The sequence below is a fragment of the Haemophilus seminalis genome (assembly GCF_006384255.1).
GTDB classification, from domain to species: Bacteria; Pseudomonadota; Gammaproteobacteria; order Enterobacterales; family Pasteurellaceae; genus Haemophilus; species Haemophilus seminalis.
In genome coordinates, this window is record NZ_VCED01000010.1 from 1 (window position 1) to 23,219 (window position 23,219).

A 23,219-nucleotide genomic window follows, 5' to 3' on the forward strand; every position below is an offset into this window, starting at 1 on the left:
AAAGAATTATCCTGGCGGCGATAGTGCGGTGGAACCACCTGACACCATACCGAACTCAGAAGTGAAACGCTGTAATGCCGATGGTAGTGTGGGGCATCCCCATGTGAGAGTAGGACACCGCCAGGTTACCAAATACATATCTAAATTAAATAAAAACAGAAGAACCCCGTGTCGAAAGATATGGGGTTTTTGTTTATGGATTTTAACTAACAACTATTATAAAAAATAGAATTAAAGATAATAGCTCGTGCCGAAAGAGATATGGGGGCTTATATTTCGATCATTTACAAAAATCAGTATTATTGGATTTTTGATATACAAAACTTATGTATTCTTAATAATCTTTTGGATATCTCTTGAGAGATAAATATTACTACTTTTCAGTTTAGATAATACTTCTAATTAGAGATTATTTTTAGTTCTAATTCTGATCTCTTGGAGACGTAGACTAGGTATTTGTTATTATTTTGATTTCTTTCACCAATATATCACCTATTGGTTTACGCCAACCTATGAGTAATTCCGGTAATTTATTGGATGAACATTCTTTTTTCCACACCCATTTTATTAATTCTTCTAATGTTCGTTTACTCGCTATGATTTCTGGTGATAGCCCTACGGGAGTGAGTGCAGTAACTTGCTCTTGTAGTGAACGAATTGTTTGTTTATAACGAGGATCTTCAGAAATTCTAACTATTTTCTGTGGATAATTATTAGGAGATATCTGGCTAGCTTGGGCAAGGAGCTGTAGAATTTTTTTTCCATAGATTCGGATCTCATTATGAGTTAGACCCAGTTCAAGCATCTCAGCTATATTACGAGGATTGTACTTTGCTACTTTCCAAAGATGTTCTGATTTTACAATATAAGACAAGGCTAAATTTCGCTTTACAGCAATATTTTGTCGCCATGTTGCTAAAACTTTTAAGCGAGCTAATTCTAAAGGCTTCAGTTTCCATGCATTTGGAATATCCAAATAGGCTTTATTCGCATCTCGTTCTTTTAATTTATATGTTTTGATAAGTGCGAGTTCACAATCTTCCTTTACAGCTTTTAACCAAGGCGTTTGGGAGAGTTCTTGTTGCAGAATGTGATACAGCGGAAGTAAATACCATACATCGCCCGCCGCATACTGTAATTGTATTTTTGAAAGAGGACGTTTAATCCAATCAGTACGAGTTGCACCTTTATCTATTTTTATATTCAGATATTGTTGGACTAATTTTGCTAAACCTGCAGACATACCTAGTCCAAGGAAACGAGCCATAATTTGTGTATCTATCATGGGTGTAGGCAACTGATTAAATGCCTGCAAAAATACTAATAAGTCTTCACTACAAGAATGTAATACTTTGAGAACGTTAGAATCAGCAAGTAGTTTAACAAAAGGTGAAAAATCAGCGATCATAAGTGGATCAATTAAAGACACTCGTTTGCCGTCATAAAGTTGGATTAATCCCAGTTTTGGGAAATAAGTTGATATGCGTATAAACTCGGTGTCTAACGCAACTATATCCTGTTGTTGGGCTAAAAGGCAAATTTCTGAAAGCTCAGTATTAGTTGTAATAAGAGAAAAGTGCGGTAAATTTTGGCATTCTTTTATCATTGTCGTGTTTCAACAGGAGGATTTAACAAGGAAATGGGATATTGCTATCCCATTTATTTAATGAACGGAACGTTTTGCGATTTCTTCATCTCGAAGTACGCGACGTAGAATTTTTCCTACATTTGTTTTTGGTAATTCATCACGGAATTCAATTTCTTTTGGAACTTTATAGCCTGTAAGATATTGTCGACAATGCTGGCGAATTTCATCACGTGTTAGACTATCATCTTTTTTTACTACAAAAATTTTGATAGTTTCACCTGATACTTCATGTGGTACCCCGATAGCAACAGCTTCTGAGACTTTATTATTAAGCATTACTACGTCTTCAATTTCATTTGGATATACATTAAAGCCTGAGACTAGTATCATATCTTTTTTACGATCAACAATACGAAGGCTATAAGTTTCATCCATAATTACAATATCGCCAGTTGCCATCCAACCATCTTTTAAAACTTCACTTGTTGCCTCTGGGCGTTGCCAATAACCTTTCATGACTTGTTCGCCTTTTACCCATAATTCTCCAGGTTCATCAATTTTGGCTTCGGTTCCATCATCTTGGATAATTTTAATGTCAGTATTTGGAACTGGTACGCCTATAGTGCCATTGTGTTTTACTACATTAATTGGGCAAGCAGCAATAAGCGGTGAACACTCTGTCATGCCGTAGCCTTCAATAATATTACAACCCGTTAGAGCATGCCAACGTGTTGCAACAGATTGTTGAATTGCCATTCCTCCACCTACAGAGAGTTTTAATGCTGAAAAATCCACCTCTTTGAAGTTTTCGTTATTCAATAAAGCATTAAATAACGTATTTACTCCTGTAATAGCTTCAAATTGATATTTTTTTAGCTCTTTTACAAAACCATCAATATCACGTGGATTAGTGATTAAAATTGCGGTAACGCCTAATTCTAAAAATAATAAGCAATTTACGGTTAATGCAAAAACGTGATAGAGCGGTAAGGCTAAAATTGCAGAATGAGTACGCGTATGATCACCAATAAAGGGTTCTGCGATCCATTTAGCTTGGAAAACATTAGTAATAATATTTCCGTGTGTTAACATTGCCCCTTTAGCGACGCCAGTTGTACCTCCAGTATATTGTAGGAATGCTAGATCGTCTCGAACAACATCAGGGCGTACATATTGACGATATTTTCCGATGCTTAATACTTCTCGAAATGTTACTGCATGTGGCAATTTGTATTTAGGAACGAGCTTTTTGATGTATTTTACAACGAAATTGACGATTGTACGTTTACCGAAAGAGAGCTGATCCCCCATTCTTGTTAAAATGACATGTTTTACATTCGTGTTGAAGACAACTTTTTCTAAGGTTGAGGCAAAATTAGATACAACAATGATTGCCACCGCACCACTGTCTTGTAGTTGATGTTCTAATTCTCTTGGTGTGTAAAGTGGGTTAACATTTACTGCAATCAGACCAGCCCGTAAAATACCAAAAAGTGCAATAGGGTACTGCAATAAGTTTGGCATCATCAATGCTACACGATCGCCACGTTGAAGTTTAAATTCGTTTTGTAAATAGGCAGCAAAAGCACGACTACGCTCTTCTAATTTTCGGAATGTAAGTATTTGCCCCATATTGATATAAGCTGGACGGTCGGGGTGCTCACGTACGGCTTTATCAAACATATCCAGAATTGACTTATATTTTGATGTATCCAGAAATTTTTCAGAACCTTCTGGATAGTTTTGAAACCAAATTTTTTCCATTTTTTATCCTAGTTTATTGGAAAATTTCCAAGATTTTATCATTTAATTCAAATAATAGCGAATTTCGGGTTGGATATACCGAGGCTGGTATCGCCATCTCCAGAATCCCCAATCATCGTCCCAATCATCTTCAGGATAATAATAGTTTGTACTTAGCGTCCAAAGACGGTATTTATTTGGTTTAATAACAGGATAAGTATAATTAGCCTGTTCTATTTTACCTGGTTCTGAACCAATTAATTGTCCGCCAATTGTGATATAACGGTCTTTTAAATTTTTGGGATCTATAAAACCATCGAAATAAACGATAAAACGTCCATCAGATTGTGATTCTACGAAAGGTTTTCCAGATAAAGATGATACCGGTAAACTAAGTACTTCTATTTTAGTATGATGAGGTAAAATGGTAGTTTGTATAATTTTGCCGCCTAATCGGATATTTTTACAGTGGCAACTCAGATCTTGAGATGTAATTTCTTTATAGCTAGTAATAGAAAACTGTTCATTTTCTAATCCTCTTGGTGGAGTAATACAGCCTGTTAGACCTAAACAAAGTGCGGTCAAAAATATGCTTATTTTTCCTTTCATTTTCACTTATCCTCCACGATGATATTATTCGCGTCCAGGTAACTTTTTCCACGTGACTTCATTTCGTAAATAAATAGGCTCAATTTCTAACGCTGAAATAGTTTGTTGCTGTTTCCATGCTGTTTGAGCAAGGGGTAACATATATAAGGCATTTGGCAATTCAATTTCTGAACCGTTCAGATTTTTTTCTGTAAATTGTGGGTAAGCCGCCCAACCTGTACCTACATAAAAAATATCGTTATTTTGAAGTTGAGAAATTGCTTGTTCAGGTGGGCAAACTTGCTCTGGTGTTATTTCTCTCCATTGAGAAACCGCTCCAAAATTAGTGTGTACATCTTCACATATAAGTTGTGAAAAATATACTTCCCCCATGCGCGCATCGATTGCGGCTGCAACTTTTTTAGCTTGATATAATTCAAATGCAGCCTGTGCCATTGCTGTTAAATTTGATATAGGAATAACTGGTAAATCAGCACCTAATGCTAAACCTTGTGCGATACCAGCCCCCACTCTTACACCTGTAAAACTACCAGGACCACGCCCAAAAGCCAGAGCATTAACTTGATTTAAATGCAAGCCTGAGTTTGCTAAGATTTTATCAATCATAGGAAGAATTCGTTTGGTGTGTGTGCGTTGCGCTAATTCATTTAAATGTGTTTTTTCACCGTTATATAGTAGTGCAACTGAGCAGGCTTCAGTAGAGGTATCTAATGCTAATAAAGTTAGCTTTGTCATTATTTTTTCTCATTTATTGATTTTGTAAGAATTGTATCACTTTATTGAGATCTCGGGTACGACTTGAGTTTGGTAAACTCTTTAAAAACGTTTCGCCATAATTTCTCATAACCAAACGATTATCACAAATAATCACTACGCCACGATCGCTTACACCTCGAATTAGACGCCCAACGCCTTGCTTTAGTGTAATCACGGCTTCTGGAATTTGAATATCATTGAATGGATCGCCACCTTGTAGCTTGCAATCTTCAATACGTGCTTTTAATAAGGGGTCATCAGGTGCAGTAAACGGAAGTTTATCGATAATCACCAGGGAAAGTGCATCACCGCGAACATCGATTCCTTCCCAAAAACTAGATGTTGCAACAAGTACACTATGAGAGGTATAAGTGAATTGTTCCAATAATTTGCCTTTAGAGGTTTCTCCCTGTACTAAAATTAAAAGCATACTTTTTTCACGAAAATATTCTGCTAATCCTCGCATCATTGTGTAAGAAGTGCAAAGTACAAAGCAGCGCCCTTTATTGGCTTCAATTACTGGCAGTAACATTTCACCTAATGATGTTAAAGTGTGCGTTTTATTGGTAGTTGGCAAATAACGAGGAACACAAAGTAACGATTGTTCAGGATAATTAAATGGACTATGTAAAATCTTTTGTGTTGCATGTTCAATCCCTAATCGTTGACAAAAATGATTAAAGGTTCCACCTACTTCTAATGTTGCGGAAGTAAAAATCCATGCAACCTCTTTAATCTTCATCTGTTCTCTAAATTTGTCAGCGACGGTTAGCGGTGTAATATGTAAACCGAATTGACGACCATTTCCCTCATACCAATAACAAAACCCCACAATATTAGTTTCGGTTAGGCGTTTTAATTGACTTTTTATTGATTCGACACGTTCAAAAATACTATCGAGTGTTTGTGAACGCCCTAATGTAAGCTTAATCACCTCGGAGAGGAAATTAATTTTTTCTTGTAATAAATCAAAGGCTTTTTTTACCGCACTTTGTTTATAAAATTCACGCCAATTTCCACGAGTATTATTTTCTTCACCTAATAAAAGACGAAAATCCTGTACAACTTTAAGTAATGTATCTGATGTGCTGCCAAGTTGCTGCATATCTTTTAGTTCGGTACGATAAACAATATTAATATCTTTGCATAAATCAAATAGCTGTCGAGAGGTAAGCGATTGCCCAAAATATTGACTGGCAATATCGGGCAATTGATGTGCTTCATCAAAAATAATCACTTCTGCATGAGGAATTAATTCCCCAAATCCAGTTTCTTTTACAGCCATATCAGCAAAAAACAAATGATGATTAATGACCACTAGATCCGCATTTAGTGCTTTTCTCCGAGCTGCTGCAACATAGCATTCGCTATAATTAGGGCAATCAGTTCCTAAACAACTTTCCGCGGTACTAGTTAGCTGTGAAATGATAGGGCTGTCTTCGGCAAGTTCTACACATTCAGTGAAATCACCTGTTTTTGTGCTGTTATTCCACTTTCTAACTTTACTTAAATCCGTTAAAACAGATTTATCACCAAGCACTCCTTGTGCAATAACTTGATCTAATCGTTCTAAACATAGATAGTTTGTTCTCCCTTTGAGTAAGGCTATTTTTCCTGTGAAATTAAGCGCTTTTTTGATAGCAGGAAGATCTCGATTGAAAAGCTGATCTTGTAAATTTTTAGAACCGGTTGAAATAATGGTTTTTTTGTTAAATAGTAATACTGGTGCTAGATATGCCAAAGTTTTGCCCGTGCCTGTACCTGCTTCAATAACAAGAGAAGACTTATTATAAATGGTATCACCAACGGCTTGAGCCATGCTAAGTTGTTCTGCCCTTGGACTGAAGTCCTTTATATTTTGACTTAATTGTCCATTGAGAGAGAATATGTGAGAGAGTTGATCTTGATAATTCATTTATAGGAAAATTTTTTGGGGTAAGTCTAGCAAAATTTGATGTGATCGTATAGGAAAGACAGTCGAAATCATCAAAGATGAAATAATTAATTTATATTTATAAAACCGATATTTATTAAACCATATATACCTTGCTAATTCCCTATTTTCCATGGATAATAAGACGTCTTTCTATGCTTAAAATTTATGCGGAAAATGACATGTTTGTTGGTGAAAATTCAATGCAGCAATTGGTGTAAGACATTGATAATCAAACATTTTTCTTAAAATAAATTAGCCGCTTGCAACGCGTGCGGAATATCGCGTTGTTTTATAAAGCAAACGTTTATGCTTAATAACGTTATCAATGCACCCAGCAACATACAGTCGTGAGATTGACTGGCGCGAGAAACACGAGGTCGATGACGAAGCAAAGTGCGGTTTATTTTGAGGTCTTTTAAAATATTTAATAAGAGAATTGACAATGAAAAGAATGTTAATCAATGCGACTCAAAAAGAAGAGTTGCGTGTAGCGCTTGTTGACGGACAGCGCTTATTTGACCTGGATATTGAAAGCCCAGGACATGAGCAAAAAAAAGCGAATATCTACAAAGGAAAAATTACTCGCGTTGAGCCAAGCTTAGAAGCAGCTTTTGTAGATTATGGTGCAGAACGTCATGGTTTTTTACCATTAAAAGAAATAGCTCGTGAATATTTTCCCGATGATTATGTTTTCCAAGGTCGTCCGAATATTCGCGATATCTTGAGCGAAGGCCAAGAAGTTATCGTTCAAGTTAATAAAGAAGAACGCGGAAACAAAGGCGCAGCCTTAACCACTTTTGTTTCTCTTGCGGGGAGTTATTTGGTTATTATGCCAAATAATCCGCGTGCGGGTGGGATCTCTCGTCGTATCGAAGGGGATGAGCGTACTGAATTAAAAGAGGCATTAAGTTCACTAGATGTGCCTGAAGGCGTAGGCTTGATTGTTCGTACTGCTGGTGTGGGCAAATCTCCAGAAGAGTTGCAGTGGGACTTAAAAGTTTTACTTCACCATTGGGAAGCAATTAAACAAGCATCTCAAAATCGTCCAGCGCCTTTCTTGATTCACCAAGAAAGTGATGTGATTGTACGTGCTATTCGTGATTATTTGCGCCGTGATATTGGTGAGATCCTTATTGATAGCCCGAAAGTGTTTGAAAAAGCAAAAGAGCATATCAAACTTGTTCGCCCAGATTTCATCAATCGCGTGAAACTTTATCAAGGCGAAGTGCCTCTTTTCAGTCACTATCAGATCGAATCTCAAATCGAGTCAGCATTCCAACGTGAAGTGCGTTTACCTTCTGGCGGTTCAATCGTTATTGATGTAACTGAAGCCTTAACTGCTATTGATATTAACTCCGCGCGTTCTACTCGTGGTGGCGATATTGAAGAAACGGCATTAAATACTAACCTTGAAGCGGCAGATGAAATTGCGCGTCAATTACGTTTGCGTGACTTAGGTGGTTTAGTTGTTATCGATTTCATTGATATGACGCCAGTTCGTCACCAACGTGAAGTGGAAAATCGTATTCGTGATGCCGTTCGCCAAGATCGTGCTCGCATTCAAATTAGCCGCATTTCTCGTTTCGGTTTGTTAGAAATGTCGCGTCAGCGTTTAAGTCCTTCATTAGGTGAGTCTTCACATCACATTTGTCCTCGTTGTCAAGGAACAGGTAAAGTGCGTGATAACGAATCTCTTTCCTTGTCTATCTTGCGTTTAATCGAGGAAGAAGCGTTAAAAGAAAACACCAAGCAAGTGCATACGATTGTGCCTGTACAAATTGCTTCTTATCTTCTGAACGAAAAACGTAAAGCGATAAGCAATATTGAAAAACGTCACAATGTAGATGTCATTGTTGCGCCAAATGAAGCAATGGAAACACCGCATTTTAGCGTTTTCCGCTTACGCGATGGCGAAGAAGTGAATGAATTGAGCTATAACTTAGCGAAAATTCACTGTGAGAAAGATGAAAGTACCGAGGAATCTCTTGTTTCTCGCAATGTGGAAACAACCGTTGTTGCTGAACAACCTGCAGTTGAAAGTGCGGCAGTGGCGCTTTCTATTTCTGAAGCTGCTCCGACTCCAGTTGAGCGTAAATCGAATGAACCGTCTTTGTTAGCGAAAATTATCGCGAAGATTAAAGGCTTGTTTGCTTCTGAATCAGAAGAAAATAAACCAAAAAATAACCGCACTTCGCGCAATTCTAATCGTAACCCACGCCGTTCACAGGATCGCCGTACTTCTCGTCGTCCACGTTATGAAAATAACGAAACGGAAAGAACCGAAGAACAAGTTCGTAATGTTCGTGAGCGTAATCAACGCCGTCCGCGCCGTAACTTAGTGGAAGAAAGTATCGCTGAAAGTGCGGTAAATTCTACACCGGTTTTTGAGACTCAGGATGAAAAAACTGAGCAAGTGACCCAACGCCGTCAACGTCGTGATTTACGTAAACGCGTGCGTGTTGAAGATAATGAGATTTCTGTTGAAAATAACGAAAGCATTGTTGAACAAATGCCAGAAGTGGAGGTTGTCGAAGTTCAAACAGTTCAAGATGATGAAAAACCAGTTCGTCAAAACCAAGAACGTTCTGAACGTCAAGATCGCCAACGTCGTACTCCACGTCATTTACGTGCAGCGAATAATCAACGTCGTCGCCGTAATCAAGAGCCTAAATCGCCAATGCCATTATTTGCTGCCGTGGCTTCACCTGAATTGGCAAGCGGAAAAGCTTGGGTGGACTATTCAGCAGTGAACACTCCGAAAGAAAATAATTTTTTATCGGTGGATGAATTGCTCGAGCAAGAGAAAACTAAAAAAGGTTTTATCACGCCAGCAATGGGGATTGTGGTTGAAGAAAAATCTCTTGAAGTAAAACCAGCATTAGATTTTATTACTCAGCCAGCCAACGAATCTATACAGAAAAAAGTACAAGAATCTCTAGAGCGTTTAAATTCTCATAAACCTCAAGAAACAGTTGAGGCTATTGAGTCAACGATTACCGTAAATGAGCCTGAAACTGTAAATGAACCAGCCTTTGCTCGTACCTATGAGTTTAATGGGCGTTTAGGTACTATTTCTTCAGTTAGTCATACAAAAGCAGAGATGACTCTGGCGAAAGCAAGTGATGAAATGTCAGAAGCTTTCCCAATTACTGAATGGCAAGATTCTCGCTATTATTTTTACGGCAAAGGGGCTGCAGGGCATCATTGTGCGATTAGCCATGTATATTCTGAGCCTACCCGAGCAAAATCAGAGTAATCTAAAATAAAAAATTAGAATTGGCGTGATGTTTATTACGTCAATTCTTTTTATTTTGGGAGTGCAGTAAAAATAATCACTTGATAAAAACGAGATAATTTCTGCTTGACGGTCTTTCTAAAAAAACGTATTATGCATGCGCATTAAATCACGGAGGAATGGTCGAGTGGTTGAAGGCACCGGTCTTGAAAACCGGCGAGGGTTTACGCCCTCCTAGGGTTCGAATCCCTATTCCTCCGCCATCTAATTTTGATAAAAAACCTAAGTCAGTGACTTAGGTTTTTTTATATTTATTCAAATTCATCCAACCATTTCAATAAAATAGCCTCAAAAATTGCTTCATTTGACTTATTAGGATCGTCATCAAAATCCTCAAGTTCACAAATCCATTTATGTAAATCAGTAAAACGAACCGTTTTTGGATCTAAATCTGGATTACGATCGTAAAGTTCTTCTGCAATTAATTGTGTATCAGTCCATTTCATTAGTGGGCCGCCTCATTGGCATGGTTAATGTTATATTTCGGAATTTCTACCACAAGATCTTCGTCTCCCACTACACATTGGCAAGATAAACGACTATCCATTTCTAATCCCCAAGCTTTATCCAGCATATCTTCTTCTTGATCACTCGTTTCATTTAGAGAGTCAAAACCTTCACGGATAATCACATGGCAGGTTGTACAAGCACAGGAACCATCACAAGCATGATGGATTTCTACTCCTGCATTGTGTGCAACTTCTAATAAATTATCACCTGCAGCGGCATCAACAACCATACCTTCGGGACAAAATTCTTCATTAGGTAAAAAAATCACTTTTGGCATAACACTTTCCTCAAAATTATTAATAATCTGACCGCACTTTTACGGTTTTTCAATATCTGACAAATTTTTGCCAGTCAAAGCTTTATTAATCGATGCATTCATTCGACGTGCTGCAAATTCTTGGGTAGCAGTATCCAAGGCTTTAATTCCTTGCGCGATTGCATCACGATCGAAACCTTGTTTTACATCCATTAATTGTTTTAATACACTTTCAATATGATGAAACTCTTCTGTGCTCAGCAATTCAGCTCCATCAGCTTGTAACGCAACAATCACACTTTCAATCACACGATCCGCTTCTACCCGTTGCTCAGCTAATTCGCGAGCTTGTAAATCCTCTTGCGCATTATCAAAAGAAGATTTAATCATTGCGGTCACTTCTTCATCGGTTAAACCATAAGAAGGTTTAATTTGGATTGATGCCTGTACTTTCGTCGATTTTTCCATTGCAGTCACACTTAATAAACCATCTGCATCGACTTGATAAGTCACTCGAATATGAGCGGCCCCCGCAGCCATTGCCGGAATACCTCGTAGAGTAAAACGCCCTAAAGAACGACAATCATCTACCAGCTCACGTTCACCTTGTACAACATGAACGGTCATTGCTGTTTGGCCATCTTTGAAAGTAGTAAACTCTTGTGCACGAGCCACAGGAATTGTCGTATTACGTGGAATAATTTTTTCCACTAATCCCCCCATGGTCTCTATGCCTAAAGAAAGCGGCACGACATCGAGCAACAACATATCAGAGTCAGTTTTATTACCGACTAAAATATCCGCTTGAATTGCGGCACCAAGTGCTACAACTTTATCTGGATCAATGGAAGTGAGTGGTGTTTTACCAAAAAACTCTCCAACTTGCTCTCGTACGTATGGCACTCGAGTTGAACCACCAACCATCACCACAGCTTGCACTTCTTCAGATTCAACGTTGGCATCTTTCAAAGCTCGGCGACAAGTTAACAATGAACGTTTTACCAGCGAATGAATCAACTTATTAAATTGTTCTCGTGAAATTTCTACTGAAAAATTTTGCCAAGAAATCACCGCACTTTTCTCAGTACTTAAAGCAATTTTGGCTTGGCTAGCAAGGGTTATCAGCTCGCGCTGTTGATTTGGGGTTTGTGGTTTTACTTGGGTTTGTTCAACGACCCAATCTGCAATTAAATGGTCAAAATCATCACCACCTAGCGCAGTATCTCCACCCGTGGCTAGAACTTCAAAGACACCTTTTGATAAGCGTAAAATTGAAATATCAAATGTACCGCCCCCTAAATCATAAACTGCAATAATGCCTTCTTGCCCGCTATCCAATCCATAAGCGACTGCAGCTGCAGTAGGTTCATTCAATAAACGTAATACATTTAGCCCAGCTAAACGCGCAGCATCCTTAGTACTTTGACGTTGAGCATCATCAAAATAAGCTGGAACCGTAATCACAACCCCAGAAAGCTCACCACCAAGGCGTTGTTCTGCAATATGATTTAAACGCGATAAAATATCTGAGGATACTTCAATTGGACTTTTTGGTCCCTGTACCGTAACAATTAAAGGTAATCCATTTTCACTCGCCACAAATTCATAAGGCAAACTAGAATAACGAGACTGAACATCTGCAAGACTGCGACCAATTAGGCGTTTTACAGAAATTACCGTATTTTTTGGATCAAGTGAGGCTTGTTCAAAAGCTTCCAAACCAACTTTCTTTTCTGCGACGCCATAATGAACGACAGATGGCAAAAGACTACGCTCTTGTTCATCATTAAGAATCACGGATTGCCCACTACGCACGGATGCAACCAAAGAATTGGTTGTTCCCAAATCAATCCCAACGGCTAAACGATGTTGATGCGGTGCAGCAGCTTGTCCTGGTTCTGCAATTTGTAATAATGCCATATGCTATTTTTCTACTGGTTATGCGACGGAATACGCCAAATCAAATTTATTTTTTTCTACAAAGCTTGATTGGTAATGTGTTTCAATATTGACTTCGTGTTTTTGACGTTCATCAATCGCTATTTTTCTCTCTTCGCTTAAGTCAGGCGAGAATATAAAAATTTGATTACCATCCAATTGTTTCACATCATCTTGCCAATTTTGCCAAAATAGACCTTGATAAAAAGCCTCTAAATCACCATTCAATGCCCAAGCTAAAAATTCTGTATAAGTAAAATTTAAATTATGCCAAGTGAGATCTTTTGGTGAAAAGTAATAAATTTTGCCAAGGTTATCGCCTAACGAACCACCATTTAATGCAAAGTAACCGCCTATCACATCATCTGCAACCAATAAATACTTTGGTTTTTCACCAGACTCACTAAAAGACTTACTAAAATTCCAATCCATCAATCCACGCGGTAATTTAAAACTTCCTGAACCTAAAATACGCAACCAACCATGATGAATTAAAATTCCACCTGTTTCATAAATCACTGCGCCCATTGGTGATGACGTAGGCATTTGCATGGTAAAAAGTTCACGTTCTGCACTTGATTTATCTTTTTTAATGACATAACGATGATTACGTGCACTTTCAATCCATTGGGAAAGTATAGGCCAAGCAGAATTTTCTGGAGATATTAGTTGTTCGAGAGTTTGCATAATATCAAGGGATATTGAGATATAGATCTATTACAGTTCAAAAAGGTGTTCTTCTACACGTTCAATTTCTTCAGAAAGCTTACGAGTAAAACGTAATTTATCACACTGTTGAGATGCTTTCGTCCATTGTTGGGATTTCAGACTCTCCGAAAGTGCGGTTAATAATGACTGAGTTTCTTGTTTAATTTCTTTTGCAAAAGCGTTTAATGCTTCTTCATCTTTCTGATGTTCAAGTTCTTCTAGTTGTTCTCGCCACTGTAACTGTTGCATTAAAAACGCCACATCTTGCGTACTTTTTTGTTCAAGATCTATCTGTTCACCCGTATTAAGCGCAATGATAGCTTCCGCTCGCAAAATTGGGTCTTTTAACGTTTTTAAGGCATCATTCACTTCGGTGGATTTTTGCATCGCAACGCGTTGTTCTAACGCACTGCTTGAGACAAAATTATCTGGATGTAAAGCCTTTTGTAATTCTAAATAACGTGTATTTAGCGCCTTCTCATCTAACTGAAAATCAACGGGTAAATCAAAAATTTGAAAAGGATTAAACATCAGATTATTACCTTAAACATGGAAACTTTCGCCACAGCCACAAGATTCTTTTACATTTGGATTATTGTATTTAAAGCCTTCATTCAAGCCTTCTTTCACATAATCCAACTCAATACCATTGAGATAAACTAAGCTTTTTGGATCGACAATAATATTCACACCATGTTGTTTAAAAACTTGATCTTCTTCATTTAAGACATCGACAAACTCAAGCACATAAGCTAATCCAGAACAGCCTGATGTTTTCACACCTAAACGTAAACCAATACCCTTGCCACGATTATCCAAAAAAGCTTTCACTCGTTGAGCGGCTTTTTCTGTTAATGTAATACTCATATATCCCCCAAAACCACTAAAAGTGCGGTCAAAACCGACCGCACTTTTTCATATTATTCGCCTTTTTTGGATTTGTAATCAGCAATTGCCGCTTTAATTGCATCTTCCGCTAAAATGGAACAGTGCACTTTCACTGGTGGCAATTCTAACTCTTCTGCAATTTGGCTATTTTTGATAGCGCCTGCTTCTTCTAAAGATTTACCTTTCACCCACTCGGTAATTAATGAGCTAGATGCAATAGCAGAACCACAACCATAAGTCTTGAATTTTGCATCTTCAATAATGCCGTTATCATTTACTTTAATTTGTAACTGCATTACATCTCCACAAGCTGGCGCACCCACCATGCCAGTACCAACATTGCTATCTTTTTTATCCATAGAACCCACATTGCGCGGATTTTCATAATGATCGATTACTTTTTCGCTATAAGCCATTTTAACTTTCCTTTTTTAAATCCTTGAGAAACGCTATTTCATAATAGCAGTTAAATCCTAGTGAGCAGACCACTCAATCGTACTAAGGTCGATACCTTCTTTAAACATATCCCATAATGGCGATAATGCACGAAGTTTTTCCACCGCACCTTTTACTAAATTAATAGTGTAATCAATTTCTTCTTCAGTGGTGTAACGGCCAAGTGTAAAACGAATTGAACTGTGTGCCAATTCATCATTTAAACCAAGTGCGCGCAATACATAAGATGGCTCTAGGCTAGCTGATGTACAAGCAGAACCAGAAGATACAGCGATATCACGCAACGCCATCATTAAAGATTCACCTTCAACATAGTTAAAGCTAATATTTAAATTACTATCTAAACGGTGCTCCATTGAGCCATTTACGTAGGTTTCTTCAATATCTTTTAAGCCATTATATAAACGATCACGAAGAGCTTTTAAACGTGGCATTTCAGATGCCATTTCTTCTTTTGCAATGCGATAAGCTTCGCCCATTCCCACGATTTGGTGAACAGGTAATGTACCTGAACGCATACCACGCTCATGGCCACCGCCATGAATAATCGCTTCTAAACGGATACGTGGTTTACGACGAACATATAACGCACCAATACCTTTAGGCCCATAAAGTTTATGGCTAGACATAGATAATAAATCAACTGGCAACTCTTCCAAGTTAATCTCAACTTTGCCCACACTTTGAGTTGCATCCACATGGAAAATCGTTTTATTTGCACGACAAAGCTCACCAATAGCTTTAATATCTTGCAACACACCAATTTCATTATTAGCATGCATAATTGAAACTAAAATAGTATCAGGGCGAAGTGCCGCTTTAAATTTTTCTAAATCAATTAAACCATCAGATTCGGGTGATAAATAAGTCACTTCAAAACCTTCTCGCTCTAACTGACGACAAGTATCTAATACGGCTTTATGCTCAGTTTTGCAAGTGATGATATGCTTACCTTTAGTTTGGTAAAAATGCGCAGCACCTTTAATTGCAAGGTTATCTGATTCTGTCGCACCAGAAGTAAACACAATTTCACGAGAATCGGCACCAATAAGATCCGCAATTTGATTACGAGCTACATCAACCGCTTCTTCTGCTTGCCAACCAAATTTATGCGAGCGAGAAGCTGGGTTACCGAATGTACCGTCAATGGTTAAAAATTCCATCATTTTCTTCGCAACACGCTCGTCCACAGGACAAGTTGCTGCATAGTCTAAATAAATAGGTAATTTCATTTTTCACTCCTAAATCATTCTAAATTTGACCGCACTTTTAATGCATTTTGCACTGTACGGACTACTTTCCTTTATTGATTAACAATTAATAAATTCTCAAAATCGCTATGAGTTTGGCGTTTTGACTCGCGTTTACTCACCAATTCAGCCAAAGTAATTTCATTGAGAAAGCTTTCAATGCGATTACTCAGATCTTCCCACAATGTATGAGTTAAACATTCTACGCCATTTTGACAATTTCCACGACCAAGACATTTGGTCACATGAATATTTTCATTTACCGCTGAAATAATCATTCCCACTGAAATTTGGTCACTTGGTAAACCTAGCTGATATCCACCACCAGGTCCACGAACACTTTTTACTAATCCATCACGACGTAATTTAGCAAAAAGTTGTTCTAAATAAGATAACGAAATATGTTGACGTTCAGAAATATCTGCAAGGCTCACAGGACCTTTTTCTGCATTTAAAGCGATATCTAAAACCGCAGTGACTGCATAACGACCTTTCGATGTAAGTTTCATAAAGTGTTCCTAAAAAGTGATGTTGCAATATTTACATATCCTACTAAATCAGTCAATTAATCTACATCAAGATCAATCCGTTTTTCGACCGCACTTAGCATTCCATTTAAAATATTTAATTCATTTTTTTCAAGTTGAGCGCGATAATATAAACGCTTTAATTTTTGCATAACACCTTGATTTTGAATGAATCCGAGTGACTGATATACACGCTCAGTATGCTCAAAAAAATAAGCGAGTTGTTCTGCGTTTGGATAGTTTTGTTCTATTAAAGAAAGTGTATTTTCCTTCTTATCTTGAGCTAAAAATGCCATACGCAATTCATAGCTTACCAACTGTACCGCCATTGCCAAATTTAAAGAAGAATAATCAGGATTAGCTGGGATATTCAAATGATAATGACATTTCAACAACTCTTCGTTCGTTAATCCAATACGCTCACGACCAAACACAATAGCTATCTTGCCTTCATGCGCTACAACTTTCTCCGCGCATTCTCGAGGCTCGATCAAGGTACTTTGTAAATGACGTAAACGAGCACTTGTTCCAACCACCAAAGAGCAATCATCGACGGCTTCATCAAAACTATCGACAACTCTAGCATTTTTTACAATATCTTCTGCGCCAGCTGAGAGAGCATAAGATTGTTCATCAACAGATTTTGGTGAAACAAGATAAAGCTGGGTCAATCCCATTGTTTTCATTGCTCTAGCAGCAGAACCAATATTACCGCTATGCGAAGTCTCAATTAAAACAATACGAATATTTTCCAACATAATGATGCCCGACTAAAATTTAAGGGTATTCTACCACAATAACCGCTAAAAATAGTCAAGAATTTAAGCAAATTAAAAAAATTTAAAATATTAGAGATGAATAATAAAAATAAGAATGGTGGGTTGTGAGAGGATCGAACTCTCGACCGACGGATTAAGAGTCCGCTGCTCTACCAACTGAGCTAACAACCCAACTGGACAACTAAATCAGAGAGTGGTGGGTCGTGAAGGATTCGAACCTTCGACCAACGGATTAAAAGTCCGCTGCTCTACCGACTGAGCTAACGACCCATAAATTGATTTTAAATATCTTCAGATTTGGTTTTAAATGGTGCCCGAAGCCAGACTTGAACTGGCACGCCTCGAAAGGCGAGGGATTTTAAATCCCTTGTGTCTACCGATTCCACCACTCGGGCAAATTGGAGCGGGAAACGAGGCTCGAACTCGCGACCCCGACCTTGGCAAGGTCGTGCTCTACCAACTGAGCTATTCCCGCATTTACCGCTAATCAGCATTGCTGATTGACAACGGGGCGTATTTTACGGTTTTATAGTCTTGTGTCAAATGAAAAAATAAAAAAAAGCTTTGTTTGATTAAAAATAAGACAAAATAATAAAAATACGGTAGAAAATATCGAACTTTATCCTAAATTAGAGTTTTAGGTCATCTAGTAGGCTACCTTTTGCTGCCTGTAAATATTGGATCATTGACCATACTGTTAAAATGGCTGCGATGTAAAGTAAGATTATAGCAGCAATTTCCATATAGTTATTGTAACGCCATAATAATCCGCCTAGGGCTAACATTTGTGCAGTTGTTTTCCATTTTCCCCACCAAGAGACTGCGACTTTACTACGCTCTCCGAGTTCAGCCATCCATTCACGTAATGCAGAAATTATAATTTCGCGAGAAATCATAATAATTGCAGGAATCGTAATCCAAAGAGAATGTTGGTATTCAACGATGAGAACCAAGGCGGCGACAACCATTACTTTATCCGCAACAGGATCCAAAAAAGCGCCAAATCTTGTAGTTTGTTTCCATTTACGAGCCAAATAACCATCAAGCCAATCAGTAACACCGGCAATAAAGAATATGAATGTAGTAATAAAAGGGGAGGATTCGATAGGTAAATAAAATGCAATCACGAAAAACGGAATCAGAATTACGCGAAACATCGTTAGGAAAATAGGAATATTAAATTTCATAGAAATGAACTGCTCTTGGTGTTAGAGATACGCCTATTCTAAAGTATCTAAGAATATAAAAAAAGCCACATTATGTGGCTTTCTTGTAAATAATTACGGATTAAAGTTTATCAGCGTTTTGTTTTAAGTATTTTGCAACGCCTTCAGGGTTATCTTTCATCCCTTCTTTACCTTTTTCCCATTGAGCAGGGCAAACTTCACCGTGATCTTCATGGAATTGCAATGCATCAACCATACGTAACATTTCATCGATGTTACGACCTAATGGAAGATCGTTTACTACTTGGTGACGAACGACGCCATTTTTATCGATTAAGAATGAAGCGCGTAATGCAACGCCTGCTTCTGGATGCTCAATACCGTATGCTTGAGCGATTTCGTGTTTTACGTCTGCCGCTAATGCATATTTAACTTGGCCGATACCACCATTTTCAGTTGGTGTGTTACGCCATGCATTGTGAGTGAATTGAGAGTCGATAGAAACACCAACGACTTCTACGCCGCGTTTTTTGAATTCTTCATAACGGTGGTCAAATGCGATTAACTCAGAAGGGCAAACAAAGGTAAAATCTAATGGATAGAAAAAGATTACTGCAGCTTTTCCAGCAATGTGTTTTTTAAAGTTGAAGTTATCAACGATTTCGCCATTGCCTAATACAGCAGATGAAGTAAAATCTGGTGCTTGACGGGTTACTAATACCATAGTCATAATTCCTATATAAAGTTAAGTTGAAGTTTTGCCACACAAAATAGCGTCGCGGTTTTATTTGAAACGCCGACATTTTTATACTCGATTTTATCTATTAAAGCAATTAATCTTATCTAAAATAAGGTGGAAATATGCAACAACACAATCTCTCAACAACATTTGTCCATGCAGGGCGTAAAAAACGCTTTTCACAAGGAGCTGTAAACCCCGTTTTACAGCGAGCTTCTTCATTAGTATTTGACAGTATTGAAGATAAAAAACATGCCACTCAACATAGAGCAAAAGGCGAATTATTTTATGGCAGAAGAGGGACGCTAACACATTTTGCTTTACAAGATTTAATGTGCGAAATGGAGGGAGGCGCAGGTTGTTATCTTTATCCTTGTGGTGCAGCAGCAGTAACTAATTCGATTCTTTCTTTTGTAAAAACTGGCGATCATGTGTTAATGAGTGGCGCAGCTTACGAGCCAACCCAAGATTTCTGTAATATTGTGCTGAAAAAAATGCAGATCGATACAACTTATTACGATCCTCTTATTGGTGCTGATATTGCCACGCTTATTCAACCGAATACAAAAGTACTTTTCTTGGAAGCTCCAAGTTCTATCACAATGGAAATTCCCGATATTCCGACTATTGTGAAGGCGGCAAGAACGGTAAACCCTAATATTGTGATTATGATTGATAATACTTGGTCGGCAGGTGTTCTATTTAAAGCGTTAGAGCATGATATTGATATTTCTATTCAAGCGGGTACGAAATATTTAGTAGGTCATTCAGATATTATGATTGGTACTGCCGTTGCAAATGCGAGAACTTGGGATCAACTTAGAGAACATTCCTATTTAATGGGGCAGATGGTGGATGCGGATTCTGCTTATACGACTGCTCGTGGTATTCGTACATTGGGTGTACGGTTAAAACAACATCAGGAAAGCAGTATTAAAGTAGCAAAATGGTTGAGTGAGCAACCAGAAGTAAAAACTGTGTACCATCCAGCTTTACCAAGTTGCCCTGGTCATGAATTCTTTTTACGAGACTTTAGTGGTAGTAGCGGTTTATTTTCTTTTGAATTAACTAAGCGATTGACATCAGAACAAGTTTCAAATTTCATGGATCATTTTCAACTTTTCACTATGGCTTATTCATGGGGAGGATTTGAGTCTCTAATTCTTTGTAATCAACCAGAAGAAATTGCACATATTCGTCCAAATATTAAACGTAACCTTACAGGTTCGTTAATTCGTGTGCATATTGGTTTTGAAGATGTAGATGAATTGATTGCAGATTTAAAAGCTGGATTTAAGCGAATTGCCTGAAAGTGCGGATAAAAAAATGCCTGTTTTACACAGGCATTTTTTATAGGATTATTTTTGCTCTGACACTAAGCCAACTTTCGAACCGTCAGCAAAATGTACTGAAGTCCCGATAATATCTACTTGGATATTTTTTCCTTGCTGTAAGTGTGGACGAATTTGCGAAAGCACAGCTTCTTCAGTTGTTGATAATGTTACTGTTTCGCTAGCTTTTGGTGCAATTGTTTTTCCAAATTGTAATGCTGGAAGATTTGCTACATAGAATGGTTGATTATTTTCTTTATAAACAGTTAACCATTGCGCTTCTAAAATAGCTTTATCACTTAAGTTTGTGATTTCATAAGTGATAGAAAACGATTTTAAATCATCTGTTACAGAAACATTTGTTACTTTTACATTCGCAACTTTTAGAAACTCTGCATTTGCTTGAGTGACTAAATCATCCGTTTTTACTTGAGGTTGTTGTACTGCTTGTTGAGCTGGTTGAGTAGTTTCTGTTGCTGCAGGTTTCTCTGCTACTTTTTCTTCTTTATCGTTACAAGCTGTTAATGCAATTGAACCTGCGATGATACTTGCAAAAAGAAATGATTTATTAAATTTCATTGTAAATTCCTTCATTATATTTTGTTTGTTGAGCTGTACTCGTTTTTCAAGGGCTCAATTATAGCCCATATGAGCTTTTATGACAGTCTTTTATTTTGAAAGTTCATAGAAGTTGTTTTATTATACTTTTCATTTTCCTTGATAAGTAGAGAAGTACAATGAAACATATTCATATCTTAGGTATTTGTGGCACATTTATGGGCGGCGTGGCGATGATTGCTAAACAAATGGGCTATCACGTGACGGGTTCCGATACTAATGTTTACCCTCCAATGAGCACTTTTTTAGAAGAGCAAGGTATTCAGATTATTCCAAATTATGATGTTGCACAATTACAACCAGCGCCTGATATGGTAATCATTGGTAATGCGATGAAACGCGGTAATCCTTGCGTAGAATATGTGTTGGAAAATAATTTGAAATACACATCTGGTCCTCAATGGTTACATGATCATTTATTGCGCGATCGTTGGGTATTGGCAGTTTCTGGTACGCATGGAAAGACAACTACAACAGGAATGTTAACGTGGATTTTAGAACAAAGTGGCTTAAAACCAGGCTTTTTAATCGGCGGAATTGCCGGTAATTTTGGTATTTCAGCTCGCTTAGGAGATAGCCCTTATTTTGTTATTGAAGCTGATGAATATGATACAGCTTTCTTTGATAAACGTTCGAAATTTGTTCATTACAATCCGCGCACACTTATCGTAAATAACATTAGTTTTGATCATGCAGATATTTTTGATGATCTCAAAGCGATTCAACGCCAATTTCATCATATGATTCGAACTATTCCGGCAAGTGGCTTGGTATTAAGTTCGGCGAGTGAACAAAGTGCAAAAGAAACGCTGGCATTGGGATGTTGGTCGCTACAACAATTTTTAGGTAAAGATAATGAGTGGTTTGCTGAGCGTATTACAAATGATGCCTCACATTTTGCGGTTTTCCATCATGGTGAAAAAGTGGCAGAAGTAAAATGGAATGTAGTCGGACAACATAATATGCATAATGCTTTAATGGCAATAGCGGCTGCTCATCATGCGGGTGTGTCTATTGAAGATGCATGTAAAGCATTAGGATCTTTTGTAAATGCTAAACGTCGTTTAGAAGTGAAAGGTGAAGTTAATGGTATCACTGTTTATGATGATTTTGCTCATCATCCAGAAGCTATTCTTGCTACGCTAACCGCTTTACGAGATAAAGTGGGTGGTGGTGTGCGAATTCTTGCAGTGCTTGAACCTCGTTCTAACACAATGAAAATGGGTGTTCATAAAGATGAAATTGCGCCTGCACTTGGTCGAGCTGATGAAGTGTTTATGCTTCAACCAGAACAACTTCCTTGGGAAGTGGCAGATATTGCAAACCAATGTGTACAACCTGCCTATTGGAATGCAAATTTAGATCGATTAGTCGATATGATTGTCGCTGAGGCCCAACCTACAGATCACATTTTGGTGATGTCTAACGGCAGTTTTGGTGGCATTCATCTAAAAATTCTTGATAAGCTTAAACAGAAATAATAAAAGTGCGGTTAATTTAGAAAATATTTTTAAGTTGACCGCACTTTTTATTGGGTTGACGTAACATTTATTTTTAATTTGTAATTTATAAAAGGAATCTTTGTAGAATGGCTGATCCACATATTAAATCACCAATGGATTTTTTAGATAATCTGACTGTCATTATTTATCGCACTGGTTTTGTGATAGCGGCGTTGTCTATTCTTGCCATGAGTTGGTATCCAGATTTATCGCTTACATTTATATTAATTGCGGCAACTTGCTGTGCCTCTTCATTACATATTTATCTCAAATCCTTCCGATTGCTTTTTCAATTTGCTACTTGGATAGGATTACTTTTTTATATTAATCATTATCCCGCTTTAGCCCTTGGCGGTGCGTTACTTACTTTAGGTGGTTTGTGTTTTAAAGAATATTTTTGTTTCCGCGTGCCTCTGCTAAATTTACAGCCGATATTTGTGGCTTGCTTGTGGTTTTCGTGGGTATTAAATAATTTTATCGCACTACGAATTTTTTCCATTATTTCTGGCGTATTACTTTTAGTTTTAGCGATGCAAAAATGGCGAATGCCTTTGCATTTTGATATTGGAGATAAAACTAAATATCAAATTTAGAAAAGAAAATGACCGCACTTTTATGTGCGGT

At 37.7% G+C, this 23,219-nt stretch carries 22 protein-coding genes, 5 tRNA genes and 1 rRNA gene; 6 read left to right on the top strand and 22 right to left on the bottom strand.

The features are described from left to right. The first annotated feature begins 10 nt into the window (after positions 1-10). Positions 11-126 (top strand): 5S ribosomal RNA (rrf, locus tag FE813_RS10100). 322 nt (positions 127-448) lie between these two features. Here the strand turns inward: rrf and rnd are convergent. From rnd to yoaA, 5 genes are read right to left on the bottom strand one after another with little or no spacing between them, the layout of a single operon-like run. Beyond that, entirely contained in the window at positions 449-1,606 is a 1,158-nt protein-coding gene (gene rnd / locus FE813_RS10105; RefSeq protein ID WP_139990411.1) for a ribonuclease D, read from the bottom strand. Between the two features lie 57 nt (positions 1,607-1,663). Then, positions 1,664-3,352 carry a long-chain-fatty-acid--CoA ligase FadD gene (gene fadD / locus FE813_RS10110; protein ID WP_139990412.1) on the bottom strand — a complete coding sequence of 563 codons (1,689 nt, stop codon included), beginning with the start codon at positions 3,350-3,352 and terminating at the stop codon, positions 1,664-1,666. 42 nt (positions 3,353-3,394) lie between these two features. After that, complete coding sequence (locus FE813_RS10115) at positions 3,395-3,940, bottom strand: Slp family lipoprotein (RefSeq protein ID WP_139990413.1); 546 nt, start codon at positions 3,938-3,940, stop codon at positions 3,395-3,397. A 24-nt stretch (positions 3,941-3,964) separates the two neighbouring features. Beyond that, complete coding sequence (gene tsaB, locus FE813_RS10120; RefSeq protein ID WP_139990414.1) at positions 3,965-4,675, bottom strand: tRNA (adenosine(37)-N6)-threonylcarbamoyltransferase complex dimerization subunit type 1 TsaB; 711 nt, start codon at positions 4,673-4,675, stop codon at positions 3,965-3,967. 13 nt (positions 4,676-4,688) lie between these two features. Then, complete coding sequence (gene yoaA / locus FE813_RS10125; RefSeq protein WP_139990415.1) at positions 4,689-6,611, bottom strand: DNA repair helicase YoaA; 1,923 nt, start codon at positions 6,609-6,611, stop codon at positions 4,689-4,691. 463 nt (positions 6,612-7,074) lie between these two features. Between yoaA and rne the strand changes: the two genes are divergently transcribed. Both rne and FE813_RS10135 read left to right on the top strand, forming a co-directional pair. Continuing rightward, positions 7,075-9,888, top strand: coding sequence for a ribonuclease E (gene rne, locus FE813_RS10130; RefSeq protein ID WP_139990416.1), 2,814 nt, complete (start codon positions 7,075-7,077; stop codon positions 9,886-9,888). Between the two features lie 152 nt (positions 9,889-10,040). After that, positions 10,041-10,130, top strand: a tRNA-Ser gene (locus tag FE813_RS10135). 48 nt (positions 10,131-10,178) lie between these two features. On the opposite strand, the gene iscX is transcribed toward FE813_RS10135, so the two are convergent. From iscX to FE813_RS10215, 16 genes are all read right to left on the bottom strand, one after another. Next, a complete protein-coding gene (iscX, locus tag FE813_RS10140; protein WP_139990417.1) occupies positions 10,179-10,373 on the bottom strand; it encodes a Fe-S cluster assembly protein IscX in 195 nt (64 codons plus the stop codon). Beyond that, positions 10,373-10,714, bottom strand: coding sequence for an ISC system 2Fe-2S type ferredoxin (gene fdx, locus FE813_RS10145; RefSeq protein ID WP_005629440.1), 342 nt, complete (start codon positions 10,712-10,714; stop codon positions 10,373-10,375). The genes iscX and fdx overlap by 1 nt, the downstream gene beginning before the upstream one ends. A gap of 39 nt (positions 10,715-10,753) precedes the next feature. Then, positions 10,754-12,613, bottom strand: a complete 1,860-nt coding sequence (hscA, locus tag FE813_RS10150; RefSeq protein WP_139990418.1) for a Fe-S protein assembly chaperone HscA — start codon at positions 12,611-12,613, stop codon at positions 10,754-10,756. 18 nt (positions 12,614-12,631) lie between these two features. After that, entirely contained in the window at positions 12,632-13,318 is a 687-nt protein-coding gene (locus tag FE813_RS10155; RefSeq protein WP_139990419.1) for a DUF2625 domain-containing protein, read from the bottom strand. Between the two features lie 30 nt (positions 13,319-13,348). Beyond that, positions 13,349-13,870, bottom strand: coding sequence for a Fe-S protein assembly co-chaperone HscB (hscB, locus tag FE813_RS10160; RefSeq protein WP_139990420.1), 522 nt, complete (start codon positions 13,868-13,870; stop codon positions 13,349-13,351). Between the two features lie 12 nt (positions 13,871-13,882). Then, on the bottom strand, positions 13,883-14,206 hold the full coding sequence (gene iscA, locus FE813_RS10165) for an iron-sulfur cluster assembly protein IscA (RefSeq protein WP_133499005.1): 324 nt from the start codon (positions 14,204-14,206) through the stop codon (positions 13,883-13,885). Between the two features lie 53 nt (positions 14,207-14,259). Further along, positions 14,260-14,643, bottom strand: coding sequence for a Fe-S cluster assembly scaffold IscU (gene iscU, locus FE813_RS10170; RefSeq protein ID WP_005626962.1), 384 nt, complete (start codon positions 14,641-14,643; stop codon positions 14,260-14,262). A 57-nt stretch (positions 14,644-14,700) separates the two neighbouring features. Beyond that, complete coding sequence (locus FE813_RS10175; protein WP_118800833.1) at positions 14,701-15,915, bottom strand: IscS subfamily cysteine desulfurase; 1,215 nt, start codon at positions 15,913-15,915, stop codon at positions 14,701-14,703. A 71-nt stretch (positions 15,916-15,986) separates the two neighbouring features. Further along, positions 15,987-16,442 carry a Fe-S cluster assembly transcriptional regulator IscR gene (iscR, locus tag FE813_RS10180; RefSeq protein ID WP_005630093.1) on the bottom strand — a complete coding sequence of 152 codons (456 nt, stop codon included), beginning with the start codon at positions 16,440-16,442 and terminating at the stop codon, positions 15,987-15,989. A 56-nt stretch (positions 16,443-16,498) separates the two neighbouring features. Then, on the bottom strand, positions 16,499-17,218 hold the full coding sequence (trmJ, locus tag FE813_RS10185; protein WP_139990421.1) for a tRNA (cytosine(32)/uridine(32)-2'-O)-methyltransferase TrmJ: 720 nt from the start codon (positions 17,216-17,218) through the stop codon (positions 16,499-16,501). A 116-nt stretch (positions 17,219-17,334) separates the two neighbouring features. Further along, a tRNA-Lys gene (locus tag FE813_RS10190) sits at positions 17,335-17,410 on the bottom strand. Positions 17,411-17,433: 23 nt separating this feature from the next. Then, positions 17,434-17,509, bottom strand: a tRNA-Lys gene (locus FE813_RS10195). A gap of 38 nt (positions 17,510-17,547) precedes the next feature. Next, positions 17,548-17,634, bottom strand: a tRNA-Leu gene (locus FE813_RS10200). A 4-nt stretch (positions 17,635-17,638) separates the two neighbouring features. Then, positions 17,639-17,714 (bottom strand) — tRNA-Gly (locus FE813_RS10205). 154 nt (positions 17,715-17,868) lie between these two features. Next, positions 17,869-18,426, bottom strand: coding sequence for a CDP-diacylglycerol--glycerol-3-phosphate 3-phosphatidyltransferase (gene pgsA, locus FE813_RS10210; protein WP_005625600.1), 558 nt, complete (start codon positions 18,424-18,426; stop codon positions 17,869-17,871). 100 nt (positions 18,427-18,526) lie between these two features. Continuing rightward, on the bottom strand, positions 18,527-19,129 hold the full coding sequence (locus tag FE813_RS10215) for a peroxiredoxin C (protein ID WP_005625599.1): 603 nt from the start codon (positions 19,127-19,129) through the stop codon (positions 18,527-18,529). Between the two features lie 137 nt (positions 19,130-19,266). On the opposite strand from FE813_RS10215, the gene metC reads away from it, so the two are divergent. Then, positions 19,267-20,454 (top strand): cystathionine beta-lyase, encoded by a 1,188-nt coding sequence (gene metC, locus FE813_RS10220; RefSeq protein ID WP_139990422.1) that lies wholly within the window; start codon positions 19,267-19,269, stop codon positions 20,452-20,454. 48 nt (positions 20,455-20,502) lie between these two features. Here the strand turns inward: metC and FE813_RS10225 are convergent, their stop codons facing one another. Further along, positions 20,503-21,054, bottom strand: coding sequence for a hypothetical protein (locus tag FE813_RS10225; RefSeq protein WP_118776833.1), 552 nt, complete (start codon positions 21,052-21,054; stop codon positions 20,503-20,505). Positions 21,055-21,212: 158 nt separating this feature from the next. Here FE813_RS10225 and mpl point away from each other — a divergent pair, with 158 nt between their 5' ends. Together mpl and FE813_RS10235 are read left to right on the top strand one after the other, a co-directional pair. Next, positions 21,213-22,574 (top strand): UDP-N-acetylmuramate:L-alanyl-gamma-D-glutamyl-meso-diaminopimelate ligase, encoded by a 1,362-nt coding sequence (gene mpl, locus FE813_RS10230; RefSeq protein WP_139990423.1) that lies wholly within the window; start codon positions 21,213-21,215, stop codon positions 22,572-22,574. Between the two features lie 107 nt (positions 22,575-22,681). Next, positions 22,682-23,188 carry a DUF2301 domain-containing membrane protein gene (locus FE813_RS10235; protein WP_139990424.1) on the top strand — a complete coding sequence of 169 codons (507 nt, stop codon included), beginning with the start codon at positions 22,682-22,684 and terminating at the stop codon, positions 23,186-23,188. Positions 23,189-23,219: the final 31 nt, after the last annotated feature.